At 58.2% G+C, this 15,842-nt stretch carries 14 protein-coding genes and 4 tRNA genes; 16 read left to right on the plus strand and 2 right to left on the minus strand.

Annotated elements, in window-relative coordinates; genetic code table 11:
• Window positions 1-113: 113 nt before the first annotated feature.
• Window positions 114-287 (minus strand): DUF6724 family protein, encoded by a 174-nt coding sequence (locus DXC18_RS10585; RefSeq protein WP_006235069.1) that lies wholly within the window; start codon window positions 285-287, stop codon window positions 114-116.
• A 111-nt stretch (window positions 288-398) separates the two neighbouring features.
• Here DXC18_RS10585 and serS point away from each other — a divergent pair, with 111 nt between their 5' ends.
• The 7 genes from serS (at window position 399) to DXC18_RS05920 (ending at window position 6,029) form a co-directional block, all read left to right on the plus strand.
• The gene (serS, locus tag DXC18_RS05890) at window positions 399-1,682 is read left to right on the plus strand and encodes a serine--tRNA ligase (protein ID WP_117637377.1); all 1,284 of its coding nucleotides are present in this window, start codon (window positions 399-401) and stop codon (window positions 1,680-1,682) included.
• A gap of 171 nt (window positions 1,683-1,853) precedes the next feature.
• Complete coding sequence (locus DXC18_RS05895; protein WP_117583806.1) at window positions 1,854-2,231, plus strand: hypothetical protein; 378 nt, start codon at window positions 1,854-1,856, stop codon at window positions 2,229-2,231.
• A 77-nt stretch (window positions 2,232-2,308) separates the two neighbouring features.
• Window positions 2,309-2,385 (plus strand) — tRNA-Arg (locus DXC18_RS05900).
• Window positions 2,386-2,739: 354 nt separating this feature from the next.
• A tRNA-Arg gene (locus DXC18_RS05905) sits at window positions 2,740-2,816 on the plus strand.
• A 159-nt stretch (window positions 2,817-2,975) separates the two neighbouring features.
• Window positions 2,976-3,052 (plus strand) — tRNA-Arg (locus DXC18_RS05910).
• Between the two features lie 352 nt (window positions 3,053-3,404).
• On the plus strand, window positions 3,405-5,846 hold the full coding sequence (locus DXC18_RS05915; protein WP_117637376.1) for a lipopolysaccharide assembly protein LapB: 2,442 nt from the start codon (window positions 3,405-3,407) through the stop codon (window positions 5,844-5,846).
• A 92-nt stretch (window positions 5,847-5,938) separates the two neighbouring features.
• A tRNA-Ser gene (locus DXC18_RS05920) sits at window positions 5,939-6,029 on the plus strand.
• A 132-nt stretch (window positions 6,030-6,161) separates the two neighbouring features.
• Here the strand turns inward: DXC18_RS05920 and DXC18_RS05925 are convergent.
• The gene (locus DXC18_RS05925) at window positions 6,162-7,502 is read right to left on the minus strand and encodes a D-alanyl-D-alanine carboxypeptidase family protein (protein ID WP_158551987.1); all 1,341 of its coding nucleotides are present in this window, start codon (window positions 7,500-7,502) and stop codon (window positions 6,162-6,164) included.
• Between the two features lie 197 nt (window positions 7,503-7,699).
• On the opposite strand from DXC18_RS05925, the gene DXC18_RS05930 reads away from it, so the two are divergent.
• From DXC18_RS05930 to DXC18_RS05970, 9 genes are all read left to right on the plus strand, one after another.
• Window positions 7,700-8,395: a response regulator transcription factor gene (locus DXC18_RS05930; protein ID WP_117716623.1), complete on the plus strand. Its 696-nt coding sequence runs from the start codon at window positions 7,700-7,702 to the stop codon at window positions 8,393-8,395.
• Window positions 8,396-8,420: 25 nt separating this feature from the next.
• Window positions 8,421-9,659, plus strand: coding sequence for a sensor histidine kinase KdpD (locus tag DXC18_RS05935; RefSeq protein ID WP_117716624.1), 1,239 nt, complete (start codon window positions 8,421-8,423; stop codon window positions 9,657-9,659).
• Between the two features lie 103 nt (window positions 9,660-9,762).
• Window positions 9,763-10,638: a phosphate ABC transporter ATP-binding protein PstB gene (pstB, locus tag DXC18_RS05940; RefSeq protein ID WP_199412220.1), complete on the plus strand. Its 876-nt coding sequence runs from the start codon at window positions 9,763-9,765 to the stop codon at window positions 10,636-10,638.
• A 64-nt stretch (window positions 10,639-10,702) separates the two neighbouring features.
• On the plus strand, window positions 10,703-11,431 hold the full coding sequence (locus DXC18_RS05945) for a response regulator transcription factor (protein WP_055250507.1): 729 nt from the start codon (window positions 10,703-10,705) through the stop codon (window positions 11,429-11,431).
• A 51-nt stretch (window positions 11,432-11,482) separates the two neighbouring features.
• Window positions 11,483-12,859 (plus strand): cell wall metabolism sensor histidine kinase WalK, encoded by a 1,377-nt coding sequence (locus DXC18_RS05950; RefSeq protein WP_233509024.1) that lies wholly within the window; start codon window positions 11,483-11,485, stop codon window positions 12,857-12,859.
• Between the two features lie 195 nt (window positions 12,860-13,054).
• Complete coding sequence (locus DXC18_RS05955) at window positions 13,055-13,711, plus strand: YveK family protein (protein WP_117716626.1); 657 nt, start codon at window positions 13,055-13,057, stop codon at window positions 13,709-13,711.
• Between the two features lie 2 nt (window positions 13,712-13,713).
• Window positions 13,714-14,451 (plus strand): CpsD/CapB family tyrosine-protein kinase, encoded by a 738-nt coding sequence (locus DXC18_RS05960; protein WP_055309657.1) that lies wholly within the window; start codon window positions 13,714-13,716, stop codon window positions 14,449-14,451.
• A 17-nt stretch (window positions 14,452-14,468) separates the two neighbouring features.
• Window positions 14,469-15,119, plus strand: a complete 651-nt coding sequence (locus DXC18_RS05965; RefSeq protein WP_117716627.1) for a tyrosine-protein phosphatase — start codon at window positions 14,469-14,471, stop codon at window positions 15,117-15,119.
• 39 nt (window positions 15,120-15,158) lie between these two features.
• Entirely contained in the window at window positions 15,159-15,659 is a 501-nt protein-coding gene (locus DXC18_RS05970; RefSeq protein WP_117716628.1) for a GNAT family N-acetyltransferase, read from the plus strand.
• Window positions 15,660-15,842 lie beyond the last annotated feature (183 nt).

Raw genomic sequence — 15,842 nt, forward strand, 5'->3', positions numbered from 1 at the left:
CGGTTTTGTCCTTTTAGCGAAAAGCGCCCCGCAACTGGCTCAATTCCAGTTGCGGGGCGCTTGCGTTCGCCCGGATAAAACCGACCAAAATAAACCTGTCCCTTTTTGGCGGGTTAGTCCCAGAAGCTGTCTTCTTCGTCCTCGGATTTGGGGCCGCGGTCGACATACATCTTATGGGTGCGCTTCTCCATTACAAAGGCAAGAATCGCAAACAGCAGGATGCCGCCGGCGAAAAGGATGGCAAAACCGGTGCGGGTGCCAAACAAAAAGGAAAAAACTGCGTCCATTGGGTGCCTTCTTGCGTAGTTGAGTTGGGTCGTAAACGTTCATAAGTATATACTTGCCCATACATGTACAAGGTTGCAACCTAAATGGAATGTATATCGCCGGAGGATCTAATGCTTGATATCAAGTTTGTTCGCGAGAACCCTGATGCCATCGATGTCGCCATGGCTAACCGCCAGACGTCTTGGGATCGCGAGAAGTTCTTTGAGCTCGACGACGAGCGTCGTGCCGTCATCACCGAGGTTGAGGAACTTCAAGCCACGCGCAATGCCGAGTCCAAGAAGATCGGCGCCCTGATGAAGGAGGGCAAGAAGGACGAGGCCGAGGCCGCCAAGGAGGCCGTGCGCGCCGTCAACGAGAAGATTGACGGTCTGGCCGAGCGCCGCACCGCCCTCGAGCAGGAGCAGTACGACTTCATGGCTCACCTGCCCAACATTCCTTGCGAGGCCACGCCGTACGGCAAGGACGAGGACGAGAACATCGAGCGCCGTCGTTGGGGCACCCCGCGCGAGTTCGACTTCGACTTTAAGCCGCACTGGGATCTGGGCACCGACCTCGACATCCTTGACTTCGAGCGCGGCAACAAGCTCTCCGGCAGCCGCTTCACCGTTCTCGGTGGCGCCGGCGCCCGTCTTGAGCGCGCCCTCATCAACTTCTTCCTCGATACGCACACCAGCCGTGGTTTTAAGGAGTGGTGGCCGCCCATCGTCGTCAAGCGTCAGACCATGTTCGGCACGGGCCAGCTGCCCAAGTTCGAGGACGACGCCTATCACGTCTCGGGCGACAACTTCCTGATCCCCACCGCCGAGGTCGTGCTCACCAACCTGCACGCCGGTGAGGTCCTCGACGCCGATACCCTGCCGCGCCGCTACACCGCCTTCACCCCCTGCTTCCGCGAGGAGGCCGGCTCCGCTGGTCGCGATACCCGCGGCATCATTCGCCAGCACGAGTTCGACAAGGTCGAGATGGTAAAGTTTGCCAAGCCGGAGGAGTCCGACGAAGAGCTCGAGAGCATGACCGCCGAGGCCGAGTTCCTGCTGCAGCAGCTGGGTCTTCCGTATCGCGTGATTAGCCTGTGCACCGGCGACCTGGGCTTCTCTGCCCGTCAGACCTACGACGTCGAGGTCTGGCTGCCGAGCTACAACGCCTACAAGGAGATCAGCTCCTGCTCCAACTGCGGTGACTTCCAGGCCCGTCGCGCCAACATCAAGTATCGCGACCCCGAGAACTTCAAGGGTTCGCGCTATCTGCACACCCTCAACGGTTCCGGTCTGCCGGCTGGCCGTACCATGGCAGCCATTCTGGAGAACTACCAGAACGCTGACGGCACCATCACGATCCCCGAGGTTCTGCGTCCCTACATGGGCGGCCTCGAGAAGATCGAGCCGGTCGCGTAGATTGGCTGCATAAGCGATTTGCTAGGGCACTCCTTTTTGGGGTGCCCTTTTTGTGTGCGGCCATACCATGCTGTGCGGACAGCTCAATAGAAAACACACGAACAACTGTTCTGTATACAGCCATCTACCTGCTATGCTTTTGCTAAATAAGAGCGAGAGAAAGGGGACGCGATGGAGCTGTTTGATGATCGGGTGGTTTTGTTTGAGAGCGACGAGGGCGGGGAGTACCTGCTTGTGACGTGTGAGCCGTCTGGCATGGGTGGCCTGGTGGTTCGACAGACGAGCGAGGGTCCGTTGACCCAATGGTGCTACGAGGAGTCGCCGCATGTGGTTGAGACGTTTGTGGCGCACGAGGGGCTTGTGGCCCTGGAGCATTTCTATGGGGTCCGGACATCTAACCAGGTTGCTCGCATGTTGAGTATCTCGTTTGCCGATTATGATTGTGCCCAGCGGGTGAGATCGCTCCTGAGGGAACTTGATGCTAAGTTTGACGTGATCGAAAAGCCAATCGATCGTACGGGGAACGACGGTATATGCGGAGCAGCATGACAAAACTGCGTTTCACAAAAAAGTTTGAGATTGTGCTTGACTCCAATAAGCTAAAGTGGTTTTATATATCTTGCGCTGCGGCGTTACCTCAGCTGGATAGAGGGTCTGACTACGAATCAGAACGTCATAGGTTCGAATCCTATACGCCGCACCAATTGAACTTGAAGCCTCCGGCAACGGGGGCTTTTCTTTTTTGGAGACCAGACAGGGATTCGAACCTCGGTCGAGGCGCGAGCGTGAAGCGGACGCGGAGCGTCCGTAGCGAGCGGGCGAGCACGCCGGCAGGCGGGCGAAGCCGGCGCGGATCCGCGGAACGGATGCGCGGAATCCTATACGCCGCACCAATTGAAATTCAAAGCCTCCGGCAACGGGGGCTTTTCTTTTATGGCAACACCGCATGGATTCGAACCTCGGTCGAGGCGCGAGCGTCTTAATCATCACTTCGTAAAATTTTTCCAAATTGTCGCTTGACCCATCGAGGGGTCACGTGCATAATAATCCGTGCGTTGCGGCGTTACCTCAGCTGGATAGAGGGTCTGACTACGAATCAGAACGTCATAGGTTCGAATCCTATACGCCGCACCAACTGAACTTTAAAGCTCCCGGCGACGGGGGCTTTTCTTATATCGCGATGCGTCGAAGATCGCGCCAAGCCCTCCAAATGATTAAAAATCAAATTCGATAACTTTTTTTGAAAAAATGCTTGACCATTATTCAGTCTCTGTGCATAATAATCAACAAGTCGCGGCGTTACCTCAGCTGGATAGAGGGTCTGACTACGAATCAGAACGTCATAGGTTCGAATCCTATACGCCGCACCATTTGAGATTAAAGCTCCCGGCAACGGGGGCTTTTCTTTTACGTAAACACCGCATTGATTCGAACCTCGGTCGAGGCGCGGGCGTAAAGAAAACGCGGAGCGTTTTTAGCCCGCGGGCGAGCACGCCGGCAGGCGGGCGAAGCCGGTGCGGATCCGCGCAGCGGATGCGCGGAATCCTATACGCCGCACCATTTGAGATTAAAGCTCCCGGCAACGGGGGCTTTTCTTTTACGCCAGCTTGAGTGCTTTCGTCCAAAGGGACGATTTCCTGTCGACTCGTGTAAGATTCCGAGTAGATGTCGCGACTTATTCGCGACCACTCCTTCTCAAGCGACCGATCAGGGTGATATTTCGTGGCAGAGCGTCCGACATACAAGCTCAGGTTTCTCGATCCCAAGAAGCGCTTTCCGGCGATGCCCGAGCAGCCAGCGGGACGCTCGTATGGCGTGGTCTGGAAACTCTTTGGCGAGGATCAGCATGAATCTTGTTATGTCGTCGAATTCGTTGGCAAAAGCCATGTGTCGCTTTTGGGCTACGTAAGCGTTTCGGGTGAGGTGTACAAGGTGGACCGCCCCGTTAGCGAGGCTCCGCTGCCCAACGATCCCGACATGGAACTGGTCCTTGACGAGTCGGACTCCGGTATTGGTGAGATTATGGTGAGGGGAGCAAACGGCACGATGCGCGCGTGCGCGCGAACCGTCGGCTCTCCCGAAGGCCCCATGCGCGAGCAGTCCGACCACGAGACATGGAATTCGACCCGCTCCCTTCCTTACGGCGAGTTCATGGCATCGATGTTCCTGCGCTACGTGATATTCGCTGACTCCGAAAATGCCATTGCGAGCACGGCGGACGCCGGCGGACTCGACGAGGGTATGCAAAATGTTATCGACAAGATCAAGCTCGTAAAGTTGCCCGAGCCGGTCGAGGTGTTTTTGGGCTTTAACACGGCACCGCTCCCTGATGCTATCGAGACGCTGCTTTACCGCGTTGACCATGCCGAGAATCCGAGCGGTATCGAGCGCTATGCCGCCGCCCTTATGAGTGAAATTGACTTGCCCCGCTTGCGCACCATCGCCGCTAAGTCCGAGATGAGCCTGGCTCGCATCGATCGCTCAAAGCTTTTCTATCTCAATTTTGATCGTAGTCTGCTGGAGCAGGACGAAATTGACACGCTGCTCGCCATCGAGTGCCGTCTCAACCGCCTCTCCGGCATCCTTGAGCGCATCGGGGCTGGATTGGTCCCCGCGGCCTCGTCGCCGAGCCTTGAGGGCTGCGCGCTCTTCGATGCGTGGCATATCGCTAAGACGACCAACGATGTTCCCCGACTGCTCGATACGGCCTCGAGCGATAACCCGTGGGGCGAACCGGGTACGGTGGCTTGCCAACCGGGCGGTGAGTGGGATGTGCGTACCCGCTTCGCGCGTATTGTCGAGGCGCTTAACGTGGTCACGCGGCTCGACTATACCTATCGGGCAAACGTTGCCGAGGGGATTATGCTCGTTCGGTTTGGGCAGTCTGTCGTTGATGCCATGCCGCAACGTGAATACGACGCTCAAGATGACGCCTGGCACGAGCTGGACGAGGACACGCGCACGATCTGGGCCGCGGAGCACGATGCGCGCGTGGCGCTCACGCTTGCGGCAGCGTGTTTTGCCGCGGGCACCTGCATCACGCGCTGCTATGTGCAGATTGCTGCTCCCGACAGTGAGCAGGGCGAGCGCGTTGTTGCAACGTATTTCTTTGGGCGCGCGGCCTATCTGGCCGATTGCGTGCCTGTCGCCAAGGATCTTGAGAGTATAGACATGGACGATATGCCGTGCAAGCGTGTGCTTGAGGCATATGAGTCAACCGCTCCGGAGACGATTGAACCTGCGGAGGTTCATGCTCGTCCGCGTGATGACCATCGCATGCTGCCGCCGGCGCTGCGCGATCTGCTGCTTGCCGATACGGCTGACGAGCTGGAGGTCATGGAAGAGGACGACGACCCATACGTGGCCCGTGTTGTTGAATTGCGCGAGCAGGCAAAAGTCGACCGTACAGGTGCTTTTGAAGGCTTTTCCCGTCTTGTTGAGGAGTTGGAGGCTAAGTGCGCCGTCGCCGAGCTTTTGGCGACAGGTCCGGTTCAAACGCAGTTTTGCGATAACCAGCTGGTGCGCATGGTGCTACCGGTGTTGGAAGAAGACCGCTCTGTGCGAATCCTTCGTGCGCCCGATGCGCTGTACTTTGCCCAGCACGAGATCTGCAGCTTTTACGCCGAGCAAGAGGACTTTGAACGAGCACTGCCCGAGGTGCGCCATCTTTACGATCTGGCGCGCTCGTCCATGCAGTCGCACTTTGCGCTCATCAACGTGCTTGCGCGTCTGGAGCGCTTTGACGAGATTATCGAGGTGGCGCGCCACGGCCTACGTATTGCCAGCGATCGTTCTGCAATCGGCTACCTGTTCTATCGCTTGGCGTTTGCCTATTGGAATTGCGATCAGCTCGACCTGGCGCTGGCTTGTTACCGTCTGGTGCCGCGCGGCGAGGAGTCGGGCAGCAGCGCGCTGGAAGAAATGCAGGGCCTTATGAACGAGATGGGCGTCAGCGAGCCTCCGACGTTCGAGGAAGCGGTCGAGACCATCCATAAGGCTGGACTAGAGCTGCCGCCAGTGTCCGCCGTGACGAATCAGCTGGCAGATGCCGCTGTGCAACTGGTCGACAACGGTTTCTTTTTCCTGGCGCGCGGTTGTATCTTCCAAATGTGGCGCACCATGGGCAACGACGAGCTCGGCTCCCTCAACCGCTCGCTGGGGTAGGCGAAGCTTTCAAGAAGGAAAGGCTGCTAGGCAATTAGAAAATTTCCTCTTGCTCATCCTTGGCTGTTTGGTTACTATAGAACGGCTGTTACGGAGAGCTGACCGAGAGGCCGAAGGTGCTCGCCTGCTAAGCGAGTATGCCCCAAAAGGGCATCTGGGGTTCGAATCCCCAGCTCTCCGCCAGTACGAATTTGAAGAAGGGTCCCATTTGGGGCCCTTTTTATTATCAAGAATGGCGGCTGGGGATTCGAACCCTCAAAAAAAGGAGGCATCCTTTCGGACGCCTCCTTTCAGTGGACTTATTATTCTTGCGCCCTACACCTCGGGCGCCTTGGCGACGGTCTCGCTTTCTGCCGTGAGTGGGCGGTTGTCGATGCGACGGCCCAAGCGATCGAGCTTCACGAGCAGCCATTCAATGGGATTCGGCCCTGCGCCTTCCTCGTCGGCAACCAGGTCCATGACGGCGATCTTGGTGCCGTCCTGCTTGAGCGTGACGCTGCCCACCTTGTCGCCCACATGCACCGTGCCCGAAAGATCGTCGTAGCTAACCTTTTCGGTCACCTCGCCGGCAAGGGAAAACACGGTCGCTTGCGCCGTGGGATCGGCGAGTGTGGCGTCGATCGTCTTATCCGTCCAGTCGGTTTGACCAATGCGCGCCATAAGCGGGTTGCCGTTGGCGGTCTTTTCCTGTGTGTTGGCGATTGCGACCGTCACCTTGTGACCGTAGTACCAATTGGCAAGGGTTGCGGTATCGGTAAAGCGCTGGTCGGTGGTGGTGGAGTTCAAAACGACGGTGTAGATCTCGTCGCCGTCTCGGTTGTAGGCGCTCGTAAAGCAATAGCCCGCGTCGTCGGTGGTGCCGGTCTTGCCACCGATGTTGCCATCTTGGCCCAGCAAATAGTTATGCGTGTCCATGGAATGCGAATGGTCGGTGCCGTCGGCGCCCGTGACCTCGATCCAGGAATCCTCGCTCGCTACGACCTCGCGGATCGTGTCGTTTTTCATGGCCTCCTGCATCATCAGCGCTACGTCGTGTGCGGTTGAGTGCATATCGCCAGCCCACTCATCAAAGTCCAGACCATGCGGGTTTTCAAAAAGCGTACCGGTGCAGCCGAGCTTCTTAGCGCGCTCGTTCATGGCCTTCACAAAGGTTGCCTCGGCGTCTTTGGTCTTAGGGTCGATCTTCTTGCCCACATATTCGGCGAGCACGATGGCGGCGTCGTTGCCCGAGGGAATCATCAGGCCGCGCGGTGCCTGCTTCACGGTGAGCTCGTCGCCTTCGAGTAGGCCGGCTGTTGAATTGCCCACGGTGGCTGCGGCGTTGCTCACCGTGGCCTTCTCGTCCATCTTGCAATTCTCGACGGTTAGGATTGCGGTCATGACCTTGGTGATCGAGGCAATCTTGACCTGCTCATCGGCGCCGCGGGCATAGTAGACGGTGCCGTCTTTGCCCATGACGAGGGCATTGGTCGCATCGATATCGGGCAGGTTTTCGGCCGTGATGCCGCGCGCATCGGCGGTTTTGCCGCAAACATTGTCGGTCGTGAGTACTTGGGCGCCGGCGACGGTGGGCACGCCAGCGGCAAGGGCGATAGCGCAGACAAAGCCGGCGGCAAGCTGGGCTGAGCGCTTTGCAAAAGAGGTGAGGGACTTCACGGATTTCGCTTTCGACGGGATGGTCTCTTCTGGAACTAGAGTATATCGTTTGCCGGCGTCGGCGATCATCGCGTGCGTGCGTGGCCCACATCCGCGCCCGAACGGGCACAAGGGTGCTTAAGGCCGACTTAATCACCCACGCTTGTTGTGTGTGGCATGCGCCCCCTCGGGCATAATGGAGCGCGAGAGGAGCACGCATGAACGAGCGCATTTTGGTAGTTGATGACGAAAAGGCCATCGCCGACTTGGTTGGTATCTACCTTACAAAAGAAGGCTTTGACGTACAGGTCGCCTATAGCGGGGCCGATGCTGCCAAGGCAATCTTGGAGCAGGAGTTCGATCTGGCGCTGCTGGATGTCATGCTGCCCGATATCGATGGGCTTGAGTTGCTGCGCACGATCCGTTCCAGCCATACCTATCCCGTGATCATGCTGACGGCGCGCGATGCCCAGCAAGACAAGATCGAGGGCCTTTCGCTTGGCGCGGACGATTACGTGGTTAAGCCGTTCCGCCCGCTGGAGCTCATCGCGCGCGTGCACGCTCAGCTTCGTCGCTACACCAGCTACGGTAGCCGTGCGCAGGCGGCCGAGTCGCCGACCATCCAGTTCGACGGCCTAGAGATCAACCGCGATGCCCGTTCCGTAACGGTGGACGGTGCGCCGGTTCGCCTCACGCCCATCGAGTATTCCATCTTGCTGTATCTGGTCGAGCATCGCGGCAGTGTGGTGGCCGTGGAGGATCTGTTCCGCGCGGTGTGGAACGAGGATTTTATGCCCGGCTCCAACAATACGGTGATGGTGCACATTCGCCACCTGCGCGAAAAGATCGGTGACGACGCTCAAAAGCCGCGCTTTATCAAAAACGTCTGGGGCGTCGGCTACATAATCGAATAACGCCTTTGATGGTGGGGAAGTGGATATGACAAAAGACGATAGGCAGGCATTCGAGGTGCCCGATCGACTCTTTGAATACGTGAGGTCGGTCGTCGACAACCGCGCGCTTGCAACGGTGCTGCTCTTTTTGCTGAGCCTGCTGCTGATTGGCATCGATAACATCGCTGGAATCTTGGCGGTGCTGCTTGTCGGCTTTTTGCTGATCGATCGATTTGAAATCGTACGCCGCTGCGTGGTGATTGGCGGTGCCGCGTGGGCCATGACGTTGGCGATTGGCGCCATGGCACTCGGCGGCATCGAAGGGCCGGTGCTGTTCGATGCCGGCTTTGTATTCAACATGCTTGGCTTTGTGCTGGCGCTTGCCGTGTGCGTGCTGTTCTTTTGCGGCCGCGCCCTGTACTGCCAGGGCTACGAGCAGGGCGAGCAGCATGCCGATTGTGTGCTGGCCGCTCGTATTCAAGATTGCCTGATCGATCACCCCGACACCTGGGACAACATCGACGGCGACTTCCTGGAGGTCGAGGGCGCACTCAACCGTGTGCGCGATCGCGAGCGCAAGGTGCAGCAGGCCTTGCGTGACGAGTCTCATCGCAAGGACGATCTGGTCACGTACTTGGCACATGACCTACGCACCCCGCTTGCCAGTGTGGTGGGCTATCTTTCGCTGCTGCAAGAGGCTCCCGAGCTGCCGGTTGAGCAACGTGCACACTTTACGGGCGTGGCGCTCGACAAGGCGCACCGGCTCGATGCGCTCATCGAAGAGTTCTTCGATATCACGCGCTTTGACTTCCACGATATCGTGCTCACGCGCGGCTATGTTGATCTGGGGTTGCTGCTGGCTCAGGTGGCTGACGAGTTCTATCCCATCCTCAACGAGCAGCATAAGGAAGCCCAGGTTGATATTCGCGAGGACCTGACGGTGCTCGTGGATGGCGATAAGATGGCCCGCGTGTTCAACAACATCATGAAAAATGCCGTCGCCTATAGCTATGAGGGCTCGACTATCATGATTGAGGCCAGGCGCCAAGACGATGGCGGCGTGCGCGTGCGCTTTATCAATCAGGGCGATCCTATCCCTGCGGCTAAGCTCAAGGTGATCTTTGAGAAGTTCTATCGCCTGGATGCGGCGCGTGCGACCAATCGCGGTGGTGCCGGTTTGGGCCTTGCTATTGCCAAGGAGATCATCGCGGCACACGGCGGTACCGTTGCATGTGAATCGACGCCCGAACACACGATATTCACCATCGAGCTGCCCGCCGCATAGCTAGCGTGCCCTTACAAACACTTGACAATGTGCTCACGTGCGTATGAGCCGCGATTCCTACTATCGATACTGCTGAATTGATATCGATATGGAGGTGTGCGGTATGACGGCTGCTGCGGCTGTGGAGCCCACGGAGCTTGAAGAACTCATGGAAGCGCAGGCCGAGGCCGCGCATGAGCGCGAGGTTGGGGATGCGACTCGCCCCACGGCAGAGGATCTTGCCGCCTCGCCGACGCGCATCGACGTCGAGGGCCTCGACCTGTTCTATGGCGACCACCATGCGCTCAAGGACGTGAATATCAAGATCCGCGATAAGCAGATCACCTCGTTCATCGGGCCTTCGGGCTGCGGAAAGTCTACGTTGCTGCGCTGCTTTAACCGCATGAACGACGGCATCAAGGATTGCCGCATCGAGGGCAAGATTGCGCTCGATGGTCAAGATATCCTGGGCGATTACGACATCTGCCGTTTGCGCCAGCGCGTGGGCATGGTGTTCCAGCGCCCCAACCCGTTTCCCATGAGCATTTATGACAACGTCGCGTACGGCCCCCGTGGCATGGGCGTGCGCGATCGCGCCGTGCTGGATGAGCTGGTCGAGGATTCCCTTCGTCGAGCCGCTCTGTGGGATGAGGTCAAGGACAAGCTCAAGGAGTCGGGCCTGGGCCTTTCGGGCGGGCAGCAGCAGCGCCTGTGCATCGCCCGCGCGCTTGCCGTGCAACCCGACATCCTGCTGATGGATGAGCCCACGAGCGCCCTCGACCCCGTGTCGACGCTGGTGGTGGAGCAGCTTGCCTGCGAGCTCAAGGAGACCTGCACGTTGGTGGTCGTTACGCACAATATGCAGCAGGCGGCGCGCATCTCCGACTCGGTCGCGTTTTTCTTGCTGGGCGAGCTGGTGGAGCACGCGCCCACCGCTCAGCTCTTCAAAAAACCGACCGATTCGCGCACAGCGGATTATTTGACGGGACGTTTTGGCTGATACCATCTCGTAAAGGTACCTTTAGGGTTAAGATGCGGTCATGCCGGCCGCAAAGGGGTTCAACATGATCTATTACGTCGAGGACGATGACAACATCAGGGATTTGACGGTCTATGCGCTGCGCAAGCAGGGGATCGAGGCCGAGGGCTTTTCGTGCGATGGTGAGTTTAAGGCTGCTGTGGCGCGACGGGTGCCCGATGCTGTCCTGCTCGACATCATGTTGCCCGATACCGATGGCCTGGCAATTATGCGTCGCCTGCGTGCCGACCGCCTGACGGCGACGGTGCCCATCATGATGCTTACTGCCAAGGACACCGAGCTCGACAAGGTGATGGCGCTCGATGGCGGTGCCGACGATTACCTGACTAAGCCGTTTTCGCTCATGGAGCTTGCGAGCCGTTGCCGCGCACTGCTGCGTCGCGGCGGCATGGTCAAGCAGGCGAGCGATGTGCTCAGTGTGGGCGACATCGTGCTCTCGCCCAGCCATCGCGAGGTGACCGTTGCCGGCGAGCCGCTTAAGCTCACCCTGCGCGAGTTCGACCTGCTTGAGTATCTCATGCGCAAGCCCGGCGTGGTCTTTACCCGCGAGTCGTTGCTGCAGAGCGTGTGGGGCTGGGACTTCGACGGCGGTTCGCGCACCGTTGACGTGCACGTGCAGACGCTTCGCCAAAAACTGGGCGAGCATGCCAGCGCCATCGAGACCGTGCGCGGCGTGGGCTACCGCTTGGCTGAGCCTTCTGCCGGTGATGGTGCCGAAGGTGACGACACCGCGTCCACCGCATCGGAGGAGTAACCCGTGGTCTTCGCCCCCCAGGGAAAACAAACGCTGTCGCACCGCGTTTTTGTGACGATCTTTGTTTGCGCCATGGCGGTTATCGTGGCGTTTACGGTGCTGGGTGCGTTCTTTGTGCAAAACACCTTGGCGGATGCCACGAGTGCCAATCTGGCGCAGGAAACCGAGCTCATTGCTGCCGCCCTCGACGAGCAGCAGGAGCCCATCCCGTTCTTGCGTAGCCTCGATCGCGAGGACTTACGCATCACGCTTATTAACAAGGATGGATCGGTTGCCTACGACAACGAGGCGTCGCCTTCCACACTGCCCAACCATGGCGATCGCCCCGAGGTCATCGAGGCCTTTGAGAGTGGTTCGGGTTCCGCGGAGCGCGCAAGCTCTACACTCGACGAGATTATGCTGTATCGCGCCGTCACCCTTGATAACGGCCAGGTCGTTCGCTTGGCGCAGGCCCAGCCTGGCGTTGCGGCGATTTTGCTGTCGATGCTGGCGCCGATGCTGCTTATCGCAGCAGCGGGTGCAGTACTCTCGTTTTTTATGGCGCGCCGTGAGTCCCGTGCCATCATCGCGCCGTTACAAGAGGTGGATTTGGATCACCCACGCCGTAGCTATGAGCACGCCTATGCCGAGATGGTTCCCATGCTTGAGCGCATCGAGTCGCAGCGCCAGGAACTCAAGCGCCAAATGGCGGTGCTAGCGGACAACGACCGTATGCGCCGCGAGTTCACGGCGAATATCACCCATGAGCTCAAGACGCCGCTTACGGCGATTTCGGGCTATGCCGAGCTCATCGCAAATGGCATGGTCGAGGGCGAGGACGACCTGCGCAACTTTGGCGGTCGCATCTATCGTGAGGCGGGCCGCTTGGCAGCGCTTGTCAACGACATCCTTACGCTGTCTAACTTGGACGAGGCCGAACGTGCAACTGAGGGCGAGGCGGTGCCCATTGGGTCCACGGAGCCTATTGAGCTCTCGCGTGTGATCTACGCGGTTGAACAGCGTCTTGAACAGGTTGCCCGTCAGGCGAATGTGACGATAAGTCATGAGACCAAGCCTGTGGTCATCGAAGGCGTGTCGCGCTTGGTCGACGAGCTCATCTATAATCTGGCAAGCAACGCCATCCGCTACAATCGACCCGGCGGTACGGTTACGCTGCAGTGCGGCACCAACGACGAAGGCCATCCGTTCCTCGCGGTCGCCGATACGGGAATCGGTATCGCGCCTGAAGAACAGGGCAAGGTATTTGAGCGGTTCTATCGCGTGGACAAGAGTAGGTCCAAGGCACGCGGCGGAACCGGCCTGGGGCTTGCCATTGTCAAGCATGCGGCCCTGTATCATCATGCCACGCTCGATCTATCGAGCGAGTTGGGCGTGGGAACCACCATTACGGTGGCGTTTCCCATACAGCAGGAGGAGCCATTCGCATAGCGATACAACATAGATAATGATGTAGACGCCGCATCGGACTTTCGGGTGCGGCGTTGTTGTGCAATTTTACGATCGCTTCCGTCATTTTTACAGGAGAGCCTGTTTCTTATGTATAGAGTTTGGTCTCGGTAAAAAGATGCGATAACATACGGATAGTTTTGTCAATCCGAACTGGGGAAATGAAAGGCAAGCTGCATGACCCTTCTCGAACTGTTCCAGCTGCTGAAGAAGCACCTCAAGCTGGTCATCACCCTTCCGGTGGTCTGCGCGATCGCCATGGGCATCGTGTCCTTCGCTGCGATGGACAACACCTATACCGCGACGACGAGCATGTACATTCTCGCCAAGACCGACGATAGCGGTCAGATGAGCTACAACGATCTCTCGGCGAGCCAGATGCTTTCCAACGATATCGCCACGCTGCTTGATAGCGATAGCGTCAAGAGCGGCGCCGCCAAAGAACTGGGCCTCACCGATCTGGATGACTACAAGGTGTCTGTTTCCTCCGAGACCACCACGCGTGTCATTACGCTTTCGGTTACCGGCACCGATGCCAAGGAGACGGCTGAGGTCGCAAAGGCCATGGCCAGCTCGGTGAGTACGGTCGCTCAGAACGTCGGCGCTGCCCAGAGCATCAACGTTATCGACGAGGCTAAGACCCCCGAAGCTCCCAGTGGCCCCAAGCGCACGCTGTATATTGCCGTCGCGTTCCTCGCCGGTATCTTTATCGCAGTTGCCTATGTCGTTTTGGCAGACATGCTCAATACCCGCATTCGCGGTGCCGAAGAGGCAGAAGAGCTCCTAGGTATTCCCGTTGTTGGCCGAATTCCGGCTATGAAAGGTGGTAAATAGGCATGGCTAAGGCAAAGAACACCGACAAGCTCGTTGTACAGAATGCCGCCAAGACCCTTCTGGCCAACATCCGCTTTGCGAGCGTGGACGACCCCATTCGCACCATCACCGTTACCTCCTCGATTCCCAACGAGGGCAAGTCTACGGTTTCCATTAACCTTGCCCAGGCTATCGCCACGAGCGGCAAGTCCGTGCTCCTGGTCGAGGCCGATATGCGCCGCAGGTCTCTTTCCGATATGCTCGGCGTTCGTTCGCGCGGCGGACTCTATGCGGTCCTTTCCGAGCAGATCTCCATTGACCAGGCAATTGTCGAGACGGGTCAGAAGAACTTCTACTTCCTCGATGCCGAGCCGCATATTCCCAATCCTGCCGACATCATCGTCTCTCACCGCTTTGCCAAGCTGGTAAAGGCATTGTCCGCCAAGTTCCAGTACGTCATCTTCGACGCTCCCCCGGTCGGCACCTTCATCGATGCTGCCGAGATCGCCAGTCTGACCGACGGCACGCTGTTCGTAGTGCGCGAGGACTTTACCAAGCGCGAAGAGGCGCTCAACGCTATCGGTCAGCTTAAGAAGTCCGAGAAGGTCAAGCTCATCGGTACCGTTATGAACTACTGCGAGACTGAGACCAGCGAGTACTACTACTCCTACTACACCAAGGACGGTAAGAAGGTGAAGAAGGGCTCCGACGATCAGGGGACTTCCAAAAAGGGCATCTTCACCAACCGAGCAAACGTTTAGTTGATTAAGGCTGACCTATGCGTGACATTCATTGCCATATCTTGCCGGGTGTAGACGACGGCGCCGCCGATCTCGATGAGAGCTTGGCGATGCTCGAGGCTGCCAAGCGGGTCGGTGTAACCAGAATCGTTTGCACTCCTCACTGCCGTGATCCCTATTTTGATTACGACAAGATGTGGGATGCCTTTGAGCTGCTGCGTGATAACGCTGACGGTTTTCCGCTCCAGATGGGCTTCGAGGTCAACCATCGAAAGCTCGTTGAGCTTGGTATCGATGCCGCGGAGCACTTGCATTTCGATGGAACCAACGAGTTTCTGCTCGAGCTTTCGACGCATGCCGATGCGTATGCGTTTAGAGAGTACGAGAACACGATTTACGATTTGCAGTGCCGTGGCTACCAGGTGATCATCGCTCATCCTGAGCGCTATCGTGCGGTTCAAAAGGATGTAAGCGTGGCGGAGCGCCTGGTCGATATGGGCTGCAAGCTGCAGGCTTCGGCGGACTTTATTGCCGGCGGTCGCTTTGGTCGCGAGAAAAAGCCGGCACAGCGCCTGTTCGATCAGAACCTGTACAGCTTCATCGCGAGCGATGCCCATAACGTGGGTCATTACGATTGCCTGGCGAAGGCTCGCGCGAAGTTTAGCGTGCGCGGAGCTCATTTTCGCTAAAATCTGTCCCTAACGTTCGCATTGAATGAAGGGGCAGCCATGGATATTCAACTTAAGACGGGATGCTTTGATGACGCGGCGTTGGTGCGCCGCGTCGTTTTTATGGACGAGCAGGGCTACGAGAATGAGTTCGACGCTATCGACGAGGATCCGAACTGCATTCATGTGACGCTCTATGTAGACGGCGAGCTTGCCGGTTGCTCGCGCGTGTTTCCCGAAGAGCTTGAGCGCGTGGCTGACGCAGAGGCCCCGGTGTTGCCGGCATGCGACATGGACGAAGGCGTTGCGGCGGGGGAGACCTACATTATGGGGCGCGTCGCAGTGCTGCCGGCTATGCGTCGTCGCGGATTGGCGAGTGCGATCGTCGAGGCAAGTGATACGTGCGCGCGTGCTGCCGGCGCCAAGCTCATTAAGCTGCATGCGCAGGAATACGTGCTGCCGCTCTATGCCAAGGCGGGCTACACGCAGATTGCCCCGGTGGACTACGAAGACGAGGGCCAGCCCCATGCTTGGATGGCCAAGCGCGTAGATGGCAGATAGGGACGTTCCTTTCCTGCCGGCAGTTTGGGACACTCCTTGGCAATTGGCGCATCAGAGCGCTCGGACATACAGTTTTTCGATTCCGTATGTATATATGCGCGCTAATGGGTTATAAAATCTAAGTCTGAACATAGCAGGTCTGCAATGCGGCTCGGGCAACCGGGCCGTTTTTGCGGACGGGGG

The sequence above is a fragment of the Collinsella sp. OM08-14AT genome, from assembly GCF_003438115.1.
In the GTDB taxonomy this organism is placed as follows: domain Bacteria; phylum Actinomycetota; class Coriobacteriia; order Coriobacteriales; family Coriobacteriaceae; genus Collinsella.

Bases quoted from the DNA above. Each gene is read 5' to 3' on its own strand.
- DXC18_RS05960 (WP_055309657.1), top strand. From the start codon at position 13,714: ATGGCTAAGGCAAAGAACACCGACAAGCTCGTTGTACAGAATGCCGCC.
- DXC18_RS05895 (WP_117583806.1), top strand. From the start codon at position 1,854: ATGGAGCTGTTTGATGATCGGGTGGTTTTGTTTGAGAGCGACGAGGGC.
- DXC18_RS05945 (WP_055250507.1), top strand. From the start codon at position 10,703: ATGATCTATTACGTCGAGGACGATGACAACATCAGGGATTTGACGGTC.
- serS (WP_117637377.1), top strand. From the start codon at position 399: ATGCTTGATATCAAGTTTGTTCGCGAGAACCCTGATGCCATCGATGTC.
- DXC18_RS05955 (WP_117716626.1), top strand. From the start codon at position 13,055: ATGACCCTTCTCGAACTGTTCCAGCTGCTGAAGAAGCACCTCAAGCTG.
- DXC18_RS05970 (WP_117716628.1), top strand. From the start codon at position 15,159: ATGGATATTCAACTTAAGACGGGATGCTTTGATGACGCGGCGTTGGTG.
- DXC18_RS10585 (WP_006235069.1), bottom strand. From the start codon at position 287: ATGGACGCAGTTTTTTCCTTTTTGTTTGGCACCCGCACCGGTTTTGCC.
- pstB (WP_199412220.1), top strand. From the start codon at position 9,763: ATGACGGCTGCTGCGGCTGTGGAGCCCACGGAGCTTGAAGAACTCATG.
- DXC18_RS05935 (WP_117716624.1), top strand. From the start codon at position 8,421: ATGACAAAAGACGATAGGCAGGCATTCGAGGTGCCCGATCGACTCTTT.
- DXC18_RS05930 (WP_117716623.1), top strand. From the start codon at position 7,700: ATGAACGAGCGCATTTTGGTAGTTGATGACGAAAAGGCCATCGCCGAC.
- DXC18_RS05965 (WP_117716627.1), top strand. From the start codon at position 14,469: ATGCGTGACATTCATTGCCATATCTTGCCGGGTGTAGACGACGGCGCC.